Genomic DNA, 15132 nt, shown 5'->3' on the forward strand with positions numbered 1-15132 from the left:
GCCGTCGGCCTCACTTCGCCACGATCTTGCCGGCCATGCCCTTGGACTCCAGCCCGTCGATCCACCATTTGAACTCGCCCGGCCGGATCACCACGAACTCGATCCGGATGGCGCCCTTGTCGTCCCACTCGAGATGATGCGGCGATCCGGGACCGTGAATCTCGAGATGGTCGATCACGATCTGGTTGATCCAGATGTTGCGAAAGAATTCGGGGGAAAAGAATTTGTATTCCTTGCCGCCGTTCGAGACGATATCGAGCTGGTAGGCCTTCCCGGCCTCGAGTTCATAGTCTTTCTGGCTGACGGCGTAATCGTTCCCGTTGTCCTCGCCCAGCACGAGATCAGGAAGCGTGGTGCGGCCCTTCGCGAGGTCGACGGCGGAGGCCGGAGTCAAAGCTGTGACCGCCAGCAGCGCAAGCGCAGATCCCAGCGTGGCGACGTGTCTCATGAGCATCGATCGTCTCCCGTTGCGAGGCCCTGTCGCGGGCCTTCTCGTGTTTCGCTCAAGCCACCGGACATGAGGATTAAGTCCCGTGTCGAACGGGGCTTTCGCCCGGCTTCGGCCCGTCGGTCCGGTTGTCGTGAGGATTGCAGAGAATCGCAAGCGACGTGGTCGAGGCCGAACCGCGGCCGCCTGCGCCATGAACCGACCCCAACGCCGTCCGACGCGTCGGCGCGCCGTTCCGGTTTTCAGCGTTCGGCGCCCTGATGATGCGTTTTGACCCCCCGTTGTCGCGGGAAGACTAGTTCCGAGGAACGATTCCGTCTATATTAAGGACTATTATTCTTCTCTTATAATTTATAACTTAGGGAGCAGCTCGGGAGATCGTTTATTCAGCGTTCCGGCTAACGCGGACTTGACCGTCCAGACGACATTTCCAACGCGAGACCTGCCACTCCGGGTGTTCCTCGGTCCATTCCACCAAAGCAGGGATGGCCCCCATCATGCAGAGTCGTGAATTGGCTTCTGCGACATTCATGAGAACGCGCTCCTCGTGGCAGGAGGCGGGGGACGCGGCGAGACACACCAGCAGAACAAGGTCCATGTCCGGCTCCTCAGCGGGAGGCGGCGCGGACAGCGCCGCTCGGCCGCCCGCATGCACGACGCGAGTCGGCAGGGAAGATGATACGCTTATTATTGTGCGGCGCAATAATGCCATGCTGCGATGCATCCCTCCACTGCCAGCGCCCCGATGGTCGCTCCCGTCCCAAGCGGCTGTGGACGTGCAGTGCGACCGATTTCGCAAACGGGCACTTGCCGTCGAAGGGCGGTCCCGACTAGGGTGCGCGCCGCATGTCCTTATTTGACGCTATCCGGCCAACCGGTTCGGCCCAACCGAACGCAGTCGCAAAGATAGCCTGGGGCATCGGTCGGTCGGCCCGTTGAGGCGCCGCCGGCTACACCATGGCTTAATGCTGGGAGGATGCTTATGGCGAAGATTACGAAGACGCTTATCGGCGAGTCGCTGGTCGGCGACGGCAACGAGGTCGCTCACATCGACCTGATCATCGGGCCGCGCGGCTCGACCGCCGAGTCCGCGTTCGTGAACGCTCTGACGAACAACAAGGACGGCTTCACGTCGCTTCTCGCGGTCGTGACCCCCAACCTGCTCGCCAAGCCGAACACGATCCTGTTCAACAAGGTCACCATCAAGGACGCCCGTCAGGCCGTCCAGATGTTCGGCCCGGCGCAGTACGGCGTCGCCAAGGCTGTCGTCGACTGCGTAGCCGACGGCACGATCCCCGAAGACGAGGCCGACGACCTGTTCGTTTCGGTCGGCGTGTTCATCCACTGGGAAGCGGCGGACGACGCCAAGATCCAGCAGTACAACTACGAAGCCACGAAGGAAGCCCTCAAGCGCGCCGTCGCCGGTGAGCCCAAGGCCAAGGACGTCGTCGCTCAGTCGGCGACCGCCAAGCACCCCTTCGCTTCGAACGCATAGAGCGGAAACCACCCTGGACAGACTCCGCCTGCAGCAAAGCCTCCAGGCCTGCTCCAGCGGTTGGCCGCACTTCTCTTCGGAAAGTAAGACGGTCGGTTACGGCTCGAAGCGCAAGCTTCGGGCCGTTTCCTTTTGGGACGGTCGATCCCGATGGCGGGCGGCGCGCCTTCCTCCCTCTGGCGCTAGAGGTTCAACGGGACGACGGTAGGACCGCTTTTCAGAACAACGGCGCGGACGCGCTCGATCTCGCCTGGGATGCGCCGGCTCTCCAGCGTCAGGTCAACGGAGACGTCGCGCGCGACGACGGCTGGCGGCCCCGCAAGAACCACGACCCGATCGGCGAGCCGCACGGCCTCGCGGCTGTCGTGAGTCACGAACAGAACGGTCGTCGGCCTCGCAGCGATCAGCTCCGCCAGTAGGTCGCGCAGCCGGTCGGCGTTCGCCTCGTCGAGCGAGACGAAAGGCTCGTCCATCAGCAGCAGGTCCGGCTCGAGCGCGAAGGCCCGAGCCAGCGCCACGCGCCGCTGCATGCCGAGCGACAGCCTCTCGGGATAGACGTCTTCGGCGTCGCCTAGCCCCATCTCCTCCAGTACGACCTTGGCGCGCCGTTCGCTGTCGCGGCTCTTGGGAAGCGGCAGCACGACGTTTTGAAGCACGGTTCGCCACGGCAGAAGGCGGGGGCTTTGGAAGACGTAGCCGATCCGCGGATCGGGGCCCCTGGAGAACGCGACGCGGCCCGCAAAGTCCCGGTCAACGCCCGCGATCATGTTGAGCAGCGTGGTCTTGCCGAGCCCGGACGGCCCGAGCAGCGCCACAAAGCCGCCATCCGCCACGTCGAGCCGGAAATCGCGGTAAAGCCGCCGCGGCGGACCGTCGCCATCGGCCGGAAAGGTCTTCTCCGCGATCTCGATGGAAAGCCCGGTCATCGCCGCCACCTGTTTGCGGCGTGTTCCCACGGCTGGACAATTCCGAGCTCGATCGCTTGGACGATCACGCCGAAGGCCAGCGCGTAGGCGAGAATCGTCGCGACGTCGAACAGCTGGAACGCGGTCTGGAGTTCGAAGCCGACTCCATTCGGCCGCCCGAGCAGCTCAACCACCAGCACGATCTTCCACACCAGCGCGAGGCCGGAGCGGGCGGCTGCGGCGAAATAGGGCGCTAGCTGCGGCAGCACCACGTGCCGAAGGGTCTTCCAGCGGCCGAAGCGATAGACCGCGGCCATCTCGGCGAGGTCGCGGCTGAGTGAGGCCGCCCCCTCGCGGAGAGTCACGGCGACGTTCGGAATCTTGTTGATCGCGACGGCCGCGACGGCCGCGGATTCGATCAGCCCGAACCAGACGTAGCAGAGGATGATGATGACGAGCGCGGGCAGGTTCAGGAACAGCACGACCCAAGGGCCGATAAGGCGTTCGGCCGTCTTCGACATGCCGAGCAGCACACCGAGAGCGGATCCGAGCGTCATCGCCACGAGGAAGCTGGCGGCGACGCGGGCGAGCGTGATGGCGAGATTGCTGAACAGCGCGCCGGACTTCGCGGCCACGACGAGCGCCTGCAGCACCTGTGGCGGGGTCGGCAGCAGACGGAAATCGCCATGAACGACGGCGGCGGCCCACCAGACGGCCACGAAACCGCCAAGCGAGATCGCCGACCAGCCGAGCCGCTCTGCAACTCTCAACGGAGCCGCCTCAGGCCTTTGGGGACCAGAACAGCGATGGCTCGAAATGGGGGTTCGCGCCGACGAATTCGGGGCCGCCGAGATCGGCGAGGAGATCGTAGAGCTTTTTCGACGAGGCGAGCTCCGCCTCTCCCCACGGCCCGGGCACCCCTGCTCGGAAATAATCCCTGAGGCGCATGAACTCGGCGTCGGAGGCCACCTGCATCGACGGCTTCAGCCGCTCCCACGCCGCGTCCGACGTCTTCAGCACCTGGTTCGCCGCCGCGATCGCGCGAAAGAAGGCGTCGACCTGTGCGCCGGACTTCTGCTCCAGCGTCTCGCGCCAGACGAAACCGACGAGCGGCGGCGGCGGCTTCAGGCCGAGCTGGCTCATCACCTCGGAGATGTCGATCAGCCGACGATAGCCCTGCGCGTCGAGGCGCGCGGCGAAGTTCCAGAAGGTCAGCACCGCGTCGACCCGGCCGAGCCGTAGCTGCTCCGAGAGCAGCGGGGGCGCGCCGAACACCGGCTCCACCATCGCGGCGATGTCGCCGTCGACCTCCTTGTGGGCGTAGGCGCGGAAAAGCAGCCAGCTTTTGTCGAGAGGCCCGCCGGCGACGCCGAGCTTCTTGCCCTTGAGGTCGCTGATCGACGCGATCACGGAATCCTTGCCGACCATCACGGCGCCCAAGGCGCTGGAATAGGGCGCAAAGCGAAACGGCTCGCCGTCGATCCTGCGGCGCATCGCCCAGGGCCAATCACTCACCGCGAAGTCGACGTCGCCCGCCTGCAGCGCAACAGTCAGCGCCTGCGTCGAGGCGAGATCGGTGCGCTCGAACGCCGCGCCCTCGCGCACGTCGAGACCCTCCGCCTTCACGGTGTCGAGCAACCAGTTGACCGTGCCGAACTTGAGCGTCGCGACCTTCAGGGGAGCGGCCGCCCGCGCAACGCCGGCCCCGGACGCTGCGACCAGCGCCGCTGCTCCGAGCAGGAGCGCCTCTCGACGGCTCCTCTGCGGTCCCGGAAGGACGATCACTTGCAGAGACCCTCCACGACGGCGGATCGCGCCTCAATCACGTATTGGGTCGAGCGCATTCGGTCTTCCCTTAAAGTTTCTTATCGTTGGCGCCGTTTGCATGACCAGCATGCTCGCCTTGATCGACGCCCATACAGGATAAACTTGCAATCTGAAACAGGTGAATCAAGCAAGCGTTATAACTTATTATCTTCTTATATATTGCTTTCTTACGTCCTGCCCTATGGATTGGTAGGCGAAGGCGGCCGGCGACTTGTTCCCAGGGATCGCGCGACGCTCGGCCTCATGGCGGGCGTCACGGCTTCTGGAAAGGATCACGGCCGCTAAAATCAACGGAGCGGGGCAACCGCTTGTCTGGAGATGCTCGATGATCGATCGATCCGCCGCAGCGACGGGTGCGTCGTGAAGCTTTCCGCCCTTTGCGTCGCGGTCGTCGCCGCCTGGCTCGCGCTTCCCGCCGCAGCCCAGGAGCCGCCCGCCCCTGGCCCGCAGGTCCCCGGTCCTGCGGCGAAGAACGCGCCCGCCCCGATGGACTTTCCGTTCGCGGTGCTGCGGCAGTTTCCCGAAAACCCGCCGTGGTGGAACAACATCGTCACGGTGCCGCCGGACGATGACGGCATAGCAGGCGCCAATCTCGGCATCGTCGACAACAGCACCACGGGCTCATTCCTGAAGCAGAATTTCAGGATGGCCGCCCAGGAGCTCGTCCCGTTCGGCGAAGACCCGATGCCGGCGTTCAACCGGATCCTCGAAAGCGGCGCCAAGTTCATCCTTCTTGCGGTCCCCGCCGACGCCCTGTTGAAGATGGCCGACGCCGCCAAGGACAAGGACGTTATCCTCTTCAACGCGGCCGCGACCGACGACCGGCTGCGCGGCGCCGACTGCCGCGCAGACGTTCTGCACACCGCGCCAAGCCGGGCGATGCTGACGGACGCCCTTGCGCAATACCTGGTCACCAAGCGCTGGGCGAAGTGGCTGCTGCTCACTGGCCGAGAGGCCGACGACCGCCTCTACGCCGAAGCGGTCAAGCGGTCGGCCAAGAAATTCGGCGCGAAGATCGTCGACGAGCGGACATGGAACTTTGGCCCTGACGCGCGCGAGTCGGGTAATGACGACATCTCGATCTTCACGCAGGGCGTTTCCTACGACGTCATCGTGATCGCAGACGAGCGCGGCGAGTTCGGCCCTCTCATCGGCTATCGCAGTTGGGACCCGCGCCCCACCGCCGGCACCGCGGGGCTGACGCCGACGACATGGAGCGTGACGGTCACGGGCTGGGGCGCCGAGCAGATCCAGAACCGCTTCTTCCGCCAGTCGAAGCGCGGCATGCGCCCTCTCGATTTCCAGATGTGGCTCGCGATGCGGACGATCGGCGAATCCGCTGCGCGTATCCGGTCGAACGATCCGAAAAAGCTCAGGGAATTTATCTTCGGACCGAAATTCGAACTTGCGGGCTTCAAGGGCGGATCGTTCAGCTACCGACCCTGGGACAATCAGCTCCGGCAGCCGATCGTGCTGACGTCAGCTGAGGCGCTGGTCGCGGCGTCCCCGCAGGAAGGGTTCCTTCATCAGACGAACCCGCTCGATACGATCGGGTTCGACAAGCCCGAGAGCCAATGTCATTTCCCGACGCCATGAGACCGAGACGCGAAAGACGTACGGTCCGCGTTCGGACGAACGCCCCTCCCGGAGGAGAATAAGCGCATGAAATCTCCGATAAGCCGCCGCGCGGTCCCCGCGCTCGCCAAGGCGGCCGCGGTGTTCGCCGGTCTCGCCGCGCTCATCGCAGCGCCTGCTCCCGCATGGGCTGCAAAGGTGTTCGTCACGAACGAGCGCGACCACACCATGACGGTGCTCGACAGCGAGTCGTTGAAGACGCTGCAAACCGTGAAGACGGGCCGGCGGCCGCGCGGGCTGACGGCGAGCCCCGACGGCAAGCTGATCTATGTCTGCGCGAGCGACGACAACCGCGTCGAGGTGTACGACGCCAACGACTACAAGCTGCTGCGCACCCTGCCCTCGGGTCCCGATCCCGAGCTGTTCGTGCTGCACCCCTCGGGCAATCCGCTCTACATCGCAAACGAGGACGATGCGCTCGTCACGATCGTCGACACCGAAACCGGCAAGGTCGTCGGCGAGATTCCGGTCGGCGTCGAGCCCGAGGGCATGGGCATCAGCCCGGACGGCAAGACGCTGGTGAACACGTCCGAGACGACCAGCATGGCGCATTTCATCGACACCACGACGAAGCAGATCGTCGAGAACGTGCTCGTCGACAGCCGGCCCCGCGTCGCGCAGTTCACGCCGGACGCGAAGTTCACCTGGGTCTCGGCCGAGGTCGGCGGCACAGTTTCGGTGATCGACAACGCCAGCCACGAGGTGGTGAAGAAGATCACGTTCCAGATCCCCGGCGTGAACGACGAGGCGATCCAGCCGGTCGGCATCCGCATCACCAAGGACGGGAACACGGCCTTCGTGGCGCTCGGGCCGGCGAACCGCGTCGCGATCGTCGACACGCACACCTACGAGATCAAGAAATACCTGCTGGTCGGCCAGCGCGTCTGGCAGATGGCGTTCTCGCCGGACGAGAGCGTGCTCTACACCACGAACGGCAACTCGAACGACATCTCGGTGATCGACGTCGCCTCGCAGAAAGTGACGAAGTCGGTCACGGTCGGGCGCGGCCCCTGGGGTGTCGTTGCGGTCCCGTGAGGCGCTGCGCGCTCGACGCCGTGGCTGAGGCGCTTTACATGACCGACGGCGCGCTGCCGCACGCGACCGGAGCGAGGCGAACATGACCGCCGACGACCGCCCGAACCCAGCTCCGACGCCGGCGCTCGCCGTGTCGGGCGTCAGCCACGCGTTCGGCTCCCGCAAGGCGCTGGACGACGTGACGCTCGATGCGCCGGCCGGCGCCTTCACCGCGCTGGTCGGCCAGAACGGCGCCGGCAAGACGACGCTGTTTTCGCTGGTGACGCGTCTCTACGACAACCGCACGGGTTCGATCCGGGTGCTCGGCCACGACGTCCGGCGCGAACCCGCGGCGGCGCTGTCCCAGCTCGGCGTCGTGTTCCAGGCGCGCACGCTCGACCTCGAGCTGACGGTTTTGCAGAACCTGCAATATCACGCCGCGCTGCATGGCGTCGGACCGGGCGAGGCCAAGCGGCGGGGCCTCTCCGCGCTCGCCCGCGTCGGCCTCGAGGCGCGCGCCAAGGACCGCGTCCGAGCGCTGTCGGGCGGCCAGATGCGCCGCGTCGAGATCGCCCGGGCGTTGCTGCACGAGCCCAGCCTGCTGCTGCTCGACGAGCCGACGACGGGCCTCGACATCGGCTCGCGGCGGCAGATGATCGACGAGGTCAAGCGGTTGATCGCCGAGGACGGCATCGGCGTGCTGTGGGCGACCCACCTGGTCGACGAGATCGAGGTCGCCGACCGCGTGGTCGTTCTTCACAAGGGGAAGGTGATGGCGACCGGCACCGTCGGTGAATTGCGAGCGCGCGCGAAGACCGATGACGTCGGCTCGGCGTTCATGAGGATCGTCGGCGAGGAGAGTCCGCTCGCGAGGGTTACGGCATGAGCGCGACGACGGTCGAAACCCGCCCGCGTGCGGGAATCAGCGCCCGTGGGGCGCTGATTTGCCTGACAGGCATCGTCTGGCGCGAAGGGCTGCGCTTTCTGCACCAGCGTGGGCGCTTCCTTTCCGCTCTGGTGCGGCCGCTGGTCTGGCTCTTCATCTTCGCAGCCGGCTTCCGGGCGACGCTCGGCGTCTCGATCATCCCGCCTTACGAGACCTATGTGCTCTATGAGGTCTATATCGCGCCCGGACTGATCGCGATGATCCAGCTGTTCAACGGCCTGCAGTCGTCGCTCTCGATGGTCTACGACCGCGAGGTCGGCGCCATGCGCATCCTGCTGGTGAGCCCCTACCCCCGCTGGTTCCTGCTGGTGTCGAAGCTGATCGCCGGAATCGCGGTCTCGATCCTGCAGGTCTACGCCTTCCTGCTCGTGGCCTATTTTTGGGATGTGCAGCCGGATGACCCAATCGGCTACCTGACCGTGCTGCCTGCGCTCGTGCTCACCGGCTTCATGCTGGGCGCGATGGGGCTCGCGATGTCGTCGGTGTTCAAGCAGCTCGAAAATTTCGCGAGCGTGATGAACTTCGTGATCTTCCCGATGTTCTTCGCCTCCTCCGCGCTCTATCCGCTGTGGCGGGTTCAGCAGGCTAGCATTCCGCTCTACAATATCTGCTTGTGGAACCCGTTCACGCACGCGGTCGAGCTGATCCGGTTCGCGCTCTATGGCCAGATCGAATGGACCTCGCTGGCGGTGGTGGCATGCTGCTCCGTCGTGTTCTTCGCCGCGGCGATCTTCGCCTATGACCCCTCGACCGGGCTGACCGCCCGGCGGGGCGGCCCTGACGCGGGGGCGAAATGACGATGGCGGACCGTCGTGAGCCAAACGCATCTGGAGTGAAGACGTGATGAAGCCCCTCGCCCGTCTGTCGGCGGCAGCTCTGCTCACGTTCGCCGTCGGCGGCGCGAATGCGCAAGAGACGGCTCCTACGGCCGGGGACACGAGCCCACCCGCCGAAACCGCCCAGCCCGGCCCCAAGACGCCGTTGCCGCCGCGCGACGCGCCCCGGGCGCCGGAGACCGGCCGCCGGGCCGTGGCGAAGGATCCGGACTGGCCCTGCATGCAGCCCAAGGTCTCGACGCTGAGCTATGGGCAGATGTGGTCCGGTCCCCCGCTCGACGACGCGATCAAGACGTGGCGGACTGACTCCGCGATCGAGGACCTCGTGGAGCGCCTGGTGGCGCGCCGGACGACGATGGACGAGGCGAAGAGCTTGCTCGACGCGTTCGCCCGCGGGGCCGGCGACCAGAAAGCGCAGAAGCTCACCTTGATCTTCGCCGGCGTCTTCGAGGAGCTCAACGACCAACGCTCCCGGATCATCGCCGGCATCGAGCGCTACGCGCGCAAGCAGCGGGCGCTGTCCGACCGCATCAAGGACGAGAGCGTCCGCATCGCCGCGACGCAGAAGGACATGGCGTCCCAGATGTCGCCCGAAGGACAGAAAGACCAGCAGGCGCTGGACTGGGACACCCGGATCTATGATGAACGCACGCAGTCTCTGACATATGTCTGCGAGTCGCCGGTCATCCTGGAGCAGCGCGCCTTCGACCTCGGGCGCGAGATCCAGAGCCGTCTGGACTAACCGAGCGAGAAACGCCGCCATGGACGGACTGGATCGAAGACGCGCGTTCGCCGCGATGGCCGGCGGCGCGCTTCTTCTGACGCGCCCCGCGGCGGCGCAGATCGCCAGTCTGGAGATATTCTCCGTCGCCGCCCCCGGCGATGGCGACGACCAGCTCGCCCGCGCGATCGCGGAGGGTCTGAACACGACTCGCCTGCTGCCGAGCGCCGGCCCCGTCAGCGTCCCGGGCGACGGCGGCGTCAAAGGGCTCGCCCAGTTCGTCTCGGGCGCTCGGCCAAGGCCGGGCTTGCTGGTGATCGGCCTCGGCACGCTCGGCCAGCTCGTCCTCAGAAAGGCCGACGAGAGCCTCGACCATTGCCGGCCGCTCGCTCTGCTTGTCGGAGAAAGCCAGCCGGTCGTGGTGGCCGCCAAATCGCCGATCAGGACGCTCGACGATCTCCTCGCGGCAATCCGGGGAGATCCCGAACGGCTGCGCTGGGCCGGCCGCCTGCGAGGCGGCGCCGATCATCAGCTCGCATTGCTCACGACCATGGCGGCCGGCGGCGATCCCACGCGCCTCAACTATGTCGGCGGAGACGAGCGGAGCGAGGCCGCAGTGATGCTGCTCACCGGTGAGGCGGACGTCGCGACCGGCGATCTTGGCGATCTCTCGGCCCAGATACGGGGCGGGACCCTGCGCGCTCTTGCGCTGTCCTCGCCCAGTCGGTCGCCGCATTTCGATATTCCGACCTTCCGGGAGCTGGGCGTCGACGTCACGCTGATCAACTGGCGGGGCGCGTTCGCGCGGCGCAGCATCGAACGAGGCCTGATCTCCCGCGTCGAGGAGGCGCTGGCGGCGCTGGTGCGGCTCGAGGGATGGCGACAGCTTTCGTCGCAGCGATACTGGCTCGAGCTCTATGAACCCGCCGACCAGTTCGCAGCGCTTGTCGCCCGGGAACGTATCCGCCTCAAAAAGCTGTTCGCCGACGCAAAGCTCTAGTCGTCCGCGCCCTTGAAGGGGCGCGGACGTAAGCCGCCTTACTGCGGCGGCGCCAGGGGACGATCCTGCTCGTCAAGCAACGGAACGTTGTAGGAGGCCAGGATCTTGTTGATCTCGGCCTGGTTCTTCGTGATGAAGTCGTTGAGCCGGTGCTTCCAGTTCTCTTCACCAGGACGGACGCCAAACGTCAGACGGTACGACATCGGCGGCCCGCCGCTTTCCTTGACCAGCGGGGTGCTGACAAGGCCGCCCGCCTTCTCCGTGAAGTAACCCCCGATCGGGCCCCACAGAACTCCGCCATCGATCTCGCCGGACTTGATGTCCGCGATCATTTCCTCGGCGGGAGAGAAGTATCTCCTGTCGACAAAGAGCGCATAAGGCTTCGCCTTCGCCATCAGACCATTGCGCAGCATATAACTCGCCGCCGGCGTTCCAGCGGTGACGCCGATCCGCTTGTCCTTGAGCTTCGGGTCATCGAACGAATCGACGCCGTCGAGAGGTCCGCCCTTCTTGACGACGAGCACCGCGGTCGACCGGAAATAAGCGTTGGTGTTCAGGTATGGATCGGCGCCGGACGGAACGCCGAAAACGACGTCGCAGTGCTTCTCGCCGAGCGTCCGTCGATAGAAGCCGGTCGCCTGGGGGAACCACGTGTAGACAAGCGGGATTCCAAGATCTTTCGACATCAGTTCGGCGATCTTGTTCTCGAACCCCTCGCCCTTTTCGTTCGACAGCGGCATGTCAGCCGGATCGGCGCACACGCGGAGCGTCGCACGGTTCACAAGATCGGATGTCTGGGCGGAGGCGGCTCCCGAATATGAGACTGCGACAGCGAGGACAGCTAGCGCCGCGCCCCGCCAGCTCGCCGACTTCATCCTGCCGAGGCTCATGCGCGACAAGCCGCTTCGTTCTGATGGAAAATCGAGCTCCGGGCCGACGCATGCGCATTTCGCCAAATCGCAGCGCATCGGGCCCCAGAGCGACGTCCGGTCATAAGAGTCATAGTGATTGTCCTCCTTTGCGCGTTCGCACTTAGCGCCACTTTTTGTCCGCCGTTATCGACAAATCCCGAAGGATTTGCAGCGGCGGTTTTAAACGGTGAAGGCCCGACCAACGGGGGAACCGTCAGCCGGGCCTTCAGTCTTCATGCGGCTGATCTCGTTAGAGGTCAGCCTTCATCGCTATCACGAGCTCGGGAGAGCGAACACCGTCAGCTGGCCGCCGAGAGCGGTATAGCTGGACAGAGCCGCATAGCCGCCGACCGCGCCGAGACCGTCGGTCGGGTTGGCGAGACCGGCCGCGAGGCCGATGCCGGCCCAGCCGCCGACGCCCGAGAGGATGGCGACGTACTGCTTGCCCTTGTGCTCGTAGGTCATGACGTTGCCGATGATGCCGGACGGCGTCTTGAACTTGTAGAGCTCCTTGCCCGTCTTGGCGTCGACGGCCTTCAGGTAGCCTTCGAGCGTGCCGTAGAACACGACCCCGCCTGCGGTCGCCAGAGCGCCGGACCACACGGAGAACTGCTCCTTGTTGGACCAGACGATCTTACCCTTCTTGCCGTCCCAAGCGATGAAGTTACCCATGCCGCCATGGCTGTTCGGGGCCGGGAACATCGAAAGGGTCGCGCCGACATAGGGCTGACCAGCGGTGTACGAGACCTTGAAGGGCTCGTAGTCCATGCAGACGTGGTTCGTGGGCACGTAGAACAGCTCGGTCTCCGGCGAGTAGGCCGCAGGCTGCTGGTCCTTGGTGCCGAGAGCCGCCGGGCAGATGCCCTGCGAATTCACGTCTTCGCCGTTCTGCTCCGTGGAGTACTTGGCGACGACGAGCGGACGGCCGTAGGTCTTGGAGTCCTTATCCATATCGACCTTGGTCGCCCAGTTCACCGCGGGGTCGTACTTCTCGGCGACGAGAAGGGCGCCCGTCTCGCGGTTCAGCGTGTAGCCGAAGCCGTTGCGGTCGAAATGCGTCAGGAGGGGCTGCTCCTTGCCGTCGATCTTCTGATCCGTGAGGATCATCTCGTTGATGCCGTCGTAGTCCCACTCGTCGTGCGGGGTCATCTGGTAGACCCACTTCACGGCGCCGGTGTCGGGGTTACGAGCCCAGACGGTCATCGACCACTTGTTGTCGCCCGGACGCTGCTTGGGGTTCCACGTCGAAGGGTTGCCCGAACCGTAGTAAACCAGGTCAAGCTTCGGATCGTACGAGTACCAGCCCCAGGTCGTGCCGCCGCCGGTCTTCCACTGGTCGCCTTCCCAGGTCTTGATCGACGAGTTCTCACCGACGGGCTTGCCGAGCTCGGTCGTCTTGACAGGATCGATCAGCGTGTCGCTGTCCGGACCCATCGAGTAACCGCGCCAGACCAGCTTGCCGTCTTTGGTGCTGTACGCCGTGACCGAGCCGCGAACGCCGAATTCGCCGCCGGAGATTCCGACGATGATCTTGTCCTTGACCGGCAGGACGGTCGCCGTGTTGGTCTCGCCCTTCTTCGGGTCGCCATTCACGACGGACCACTTCTTCTGGCCGGTCTTGGCGTCGAGCGCCACGACGGTCGTGTCGGCCTGATGCAGGATGATCAAGCCGTCGGCGTAAGCAAGACCGCGATTGACGGTGTCGCAGCACATCACGGGGATAACGCTCGGATCCTGCTTCGGCTGGTAGGTCCAGATGATCCGGCCGTTGTCGTTCAGGTCGAGCGCGAACACGTTGTTCGGGAACGGCGTGTGAACGTACATGATGTCGCCGATCACGAGGGGAGAACCCTCGTGGCCGCGGAGAACGCCGGTCGAGAACGTCCAGGCGACCTGGAGCTTCTTGACGTTCTCCTTGGTGATCTCATTGAGCTTGGAATAGCGGGTGTTGGCGTAATCACCCGTCTGGATGCCCCACTGCTTGGGGTCCTTTAAAATTGCCGTGAGATCGTCGGCCGCCATGGCCGGCAGACTCAAGGCGGCGGCGCCGAGCAGGCTCGCCGCGATCGCGAGTTTGCGCATTCGTTAGTTCTCCCTCTGGTACGCAGTCCTTAGTCAGCTCCCCGCCGCCGAAACATAAGAGGAGCAAGTACTTATTATTGGACTTGAGTCTTCGACGCCGTGTCACGGTTCGCCGGCTAAACGCCCTGACGCCGCAGTGCGGCGCTCGTGCCCGACAACCCTACGATCCGCCCTTGTCCTTATGGATTCTTGCGTAGAAGCCGAAGACTAGGCGGACCGTAGACCGCTTCCCAAAGGCTGGCAACAGGACTTTAAGACATAAGACCGTTATTATGAATTTGCTGCAGTAGCACACTTATTATATTGCATCGCATTATCGCCATTCGAGATCCTTGTAGGCCTCGATCGCGTTGCGCGCGTTGAACTCGTCGAACAGAGCCCAGCCGTCCCGCTCGCTCAGGCCCGCCTTTTCCGAGGCTTCCCGCAGGTCGAGCCCGTCGTCCAGCGCCTTGGCGACGTCCTTACGCAAGCCGTCCAGGTATCGCTGTTGGGGCTCGAGCGCTTCGGGCCATTTCGCGGACGCCGGTCCGTGACCAGGCGACACGCGTGCGACGCGCCGCTCACGCGCGGTCTTCATCACCTTGAGCCAACCGTCGATCGAGCCGTCGATGGTCGGCACGTGTCCGATGAAAAGCAGGTCGCCGAGAAACCACGTCCCGGTCTGACGGTCGAAGACGGTCAGGTCGTTGTCGGTATGGGCCTCGGGCTCCGCCTCAAGTTCGATGATCCGGCCGCCGAGATCGAGATCCATCCGGCCTGCGACAGTGATGTCAGGCATCACGACGTCGGCGATCGTCTCGGAGAAATCGGGGCCCATCTCGCGTTTGCCGGCGTCGAGATAGGACTGCGCGCGGGCCGCGAGCGCGGCGCGGAACCGCTCATGCGCGACGAACTTCGCTCCCTCCCCCCTGAACGCTACATCGCCGAGCACATGGTCCGGATGCATGTGGGTATTGATGACATAACGGATCGGCAACGCCGTGCGCGCGCGGACCGCGGCCAGCAGGCGCTCGCCCGCCTGTCGGCTGTTGCCGGCGTCGATCACGGCGACAGCGTCGCGGCCGACGATAAATCCGACATTCGCGATCGCGCCGCCGTTGGACGGCGCGAGAAGTTGATAGGGCGCCTGATACACGAACACGCCGGGCGCGATCTCGTCCGTCGGCAAGGGCTCAACGGCGCCGGCCGCAGGGGCCGCTCCGGCCAGCAGACAAGAAAAAAGCAGCCCGACCGCTCGGACTGCTTTTCCGATCTTCAACGGGCGCGCGACGGCGGCGTCTCGTTTCACCATGGTTTTCTCCCACGTTTTGTG

At 65.0% G+C, this 15132-nt stretch carries 14 protein-coding genes; 7 read left to right on the plus strand and 7 right to left on the minus strand.

Annotated elements, in window-relative coordinates:
- Positions 1-10 precede the first annotated feature (10 nt).
- The gene (locus PKE75_RS14040) at positions 11-448 is read right to left on the minus strand and encodes a cupredoxin domain-containing protein (RefSeq protein ID WP_271169422.1); all 438 of its coding nucleotides are present in this window, start codon (positions 446-448) and stop codon (positions 11-13) included.
- A 982-nt stretch (positions 449-1430) separates the two neighbouring features.
- Between PKE75_RS14040 and fae the strand changes: the two genes are divergently transcribed.
- Entirely contained in the window at positions 1431-1943 is a 513-nt protein-coding gene (gene fae, locus PKE75_RS14045) for a formaldehyde-activating enzyme (protein ID WP_271169366.1), read from the plus strand.
- Between the two features lie 182 nt (positions 1944-2125).
- Here fae and PKE75_RS14050 read toward each other — a convergent pair whose 3' ends face one another.
- Genes PKE75_RS14050 through PKE75_RS14060 form a run of 3 tightly spaced genes read right to left on the minus strand, consistent with a single transcriptional unit; the run spans position 2126 to position 4633 of the window.
- Positions 2126-2869 carry an ABC transporter ATP-binding protein gene (locus PKE75_RS14050; RefSeq protein ID WP_271169367.1) on the minus strand — a complete coding sequence of 248 codons (744 nt, stop codon included), beginning with the start codon at positions 2867-2869 and terminating at the stop codon, positions 2126-2128.
- The gene (locus PKE75_RS14055; RefSeq protein ID WP_271169368.1) at positions 2866-3618 is read right to left on the minus strand and encodes an ABC transporter permease; all 753 of its coding nucleotides are present in this window, start codon (positions 3616-3618) and stop codon (positions 2866-2868) included. The genes PKE75_RS14050 and PKE75_RS14055 overlap by 4 nt, the downstream gene beginning before the upstream one ends.
- Positions 3619-3628: 10 nt before the next feature.
- Positions 3629-4633: an ABC transporter substrate-binding protein gene (locus PKE75_RS14060; protein WP_271169369.1), complete on the minus strand. Its 1005-nt coding sequence runs from the start codon at positions 4631-4633 to the stop codon at positions 3629-3631.
- A 402-nt stretch (positions 4634-5035) separates the two neighbouring features.
- Here PKE75_RS14060 and PKE75_RS14065 point away from each other — a divergent pair, with 402 nt between their 5' ends.
- From PKE75_RS14065 to PKE75_RS14090, 6 genes are all read left to right on the plus strand, one after another.
- Positions 5036-6271 carry an ABC transporter substrate-binding protein gene (locus tag PKE75_RS14065; protein WP_271169370.1) on the plus strand — a complete coding sequence of 412 codons (1236 nt, stop codon included), beginning with the start codon at positions 5036-5038 and terminating at the stop codon, positions 6269-6271.
- 66 nt (positions 6272-6337) lie between these two features.
- The gene (locus tag PKE75_RS14070) at positions 6338-7345 is read left to right on the plus strand and encodes a PQQ-dependent catabolism-associated beta-propeller protein (protein WP_271169371.1); all 1008 of its coding nucleotides are present in this window, start codon (positions 6338-6340) and stop codon (positions 7343-7345) included.
- Between the two features lie 82 nt (positions 7346-7427).
- Positions 7428-8210 carry an ATP-binding cassette domain-containing protein gene (locus PKE75_RS14075; RefSeq protein WP_271169372.1) on the plus strand — a complete coding sequence of 261 codons (783 nt, stop codon included), beginning with the start codon at positions 7428-7430 and terminating at the stop codon, positions 8208-8210.
- Positions 8207-9067, plus strand: a complete 861-nt coding sequence (locus tag PKE75_RS14080) for an ABC transporter permease (protein ID WP_271169373.1) — start codon at positions 8207-8209, stop codon at positions 9065-9067. The genes PKE75_RS14075 and PKE75_RS14080 overlap by 4 nt, the downstream gene beginning before the upstream one ends.
- A gap of 43 nt (positions 9068-9110) precedes the next feature.
- Entirely contained in the window at positions 9111-9848 is a 738-nt protein-coding gene (locus PKE75_RS14085; RefSeq protein WP_271169374.1) for a hypothetical protein, read from the plus strand.
- 19 nt (positions 9849-9867) lie between these two features.
- Positions 9868-10827, plus strand: coding sequence for a Bug family tripartite tricarboxylate transporter substrate binding protein (locus PKE75_RS14090; protein WP_271169375.1), 960 nt, complete (start codon positions 9868-9870; stop codon positions 10825-10827).
- Between the two features lie 38 nt (positions 10828-10865).
- Here the strand turns inward: PKE75_RS14090 and PKE75_RS14095 are convergent, their stop codons facing one another.
- From PKE75_RS14095 to PKE75_RS14105, 3 genes are all read right to left on the minus strand, one after another.
- Entirely contained in the window at positions 10866-11717 is an 852-nt protein-coding gene (locus PKE75_RS14095) for a substrate-binding domain-containing protein (protein ID WP_271169376.1), read from the minus strand.
- Positions 11718-12011: 294 nt separating this feature from the next.
- Positions 12012-13820: a lanthanide-dependent methanol dehydrogenase XoxF5 gene (xoxF5, locus tag PKE75_RS14100; protein ID WP_271169377.1), complete on the minus strand. Its 1809-nt coding sequence runs from the start codon at positions 13818-13820 to the stop codon at positions 12012-12014.
- A gap of 313 nt (positions 13821-14133) precedes the next feature.
- On the minus strand, positions 14134-15111 hold the full coding sequence (locus PKE75_RS14105) for a quinoprotein relay system zinc metallohydrolase 2 (RefSeq protein WP_271169378.1): 978 nt from the start codon (positions 15109-15111) through the stop codon (positions 14134-14136).
- Positions 15112-15132: the final 21 nt, after the last annotated feature.

It is taken from the genome of Hansschlegelia plantiphila, from assembly GCF_027922265.1.
Lineage (GTDB): Bacteria > Pseudomonadota > Alphaproteobacteria > Rhizobiales > Methylopilaceae > Methylopila > Methylopila plantiphila.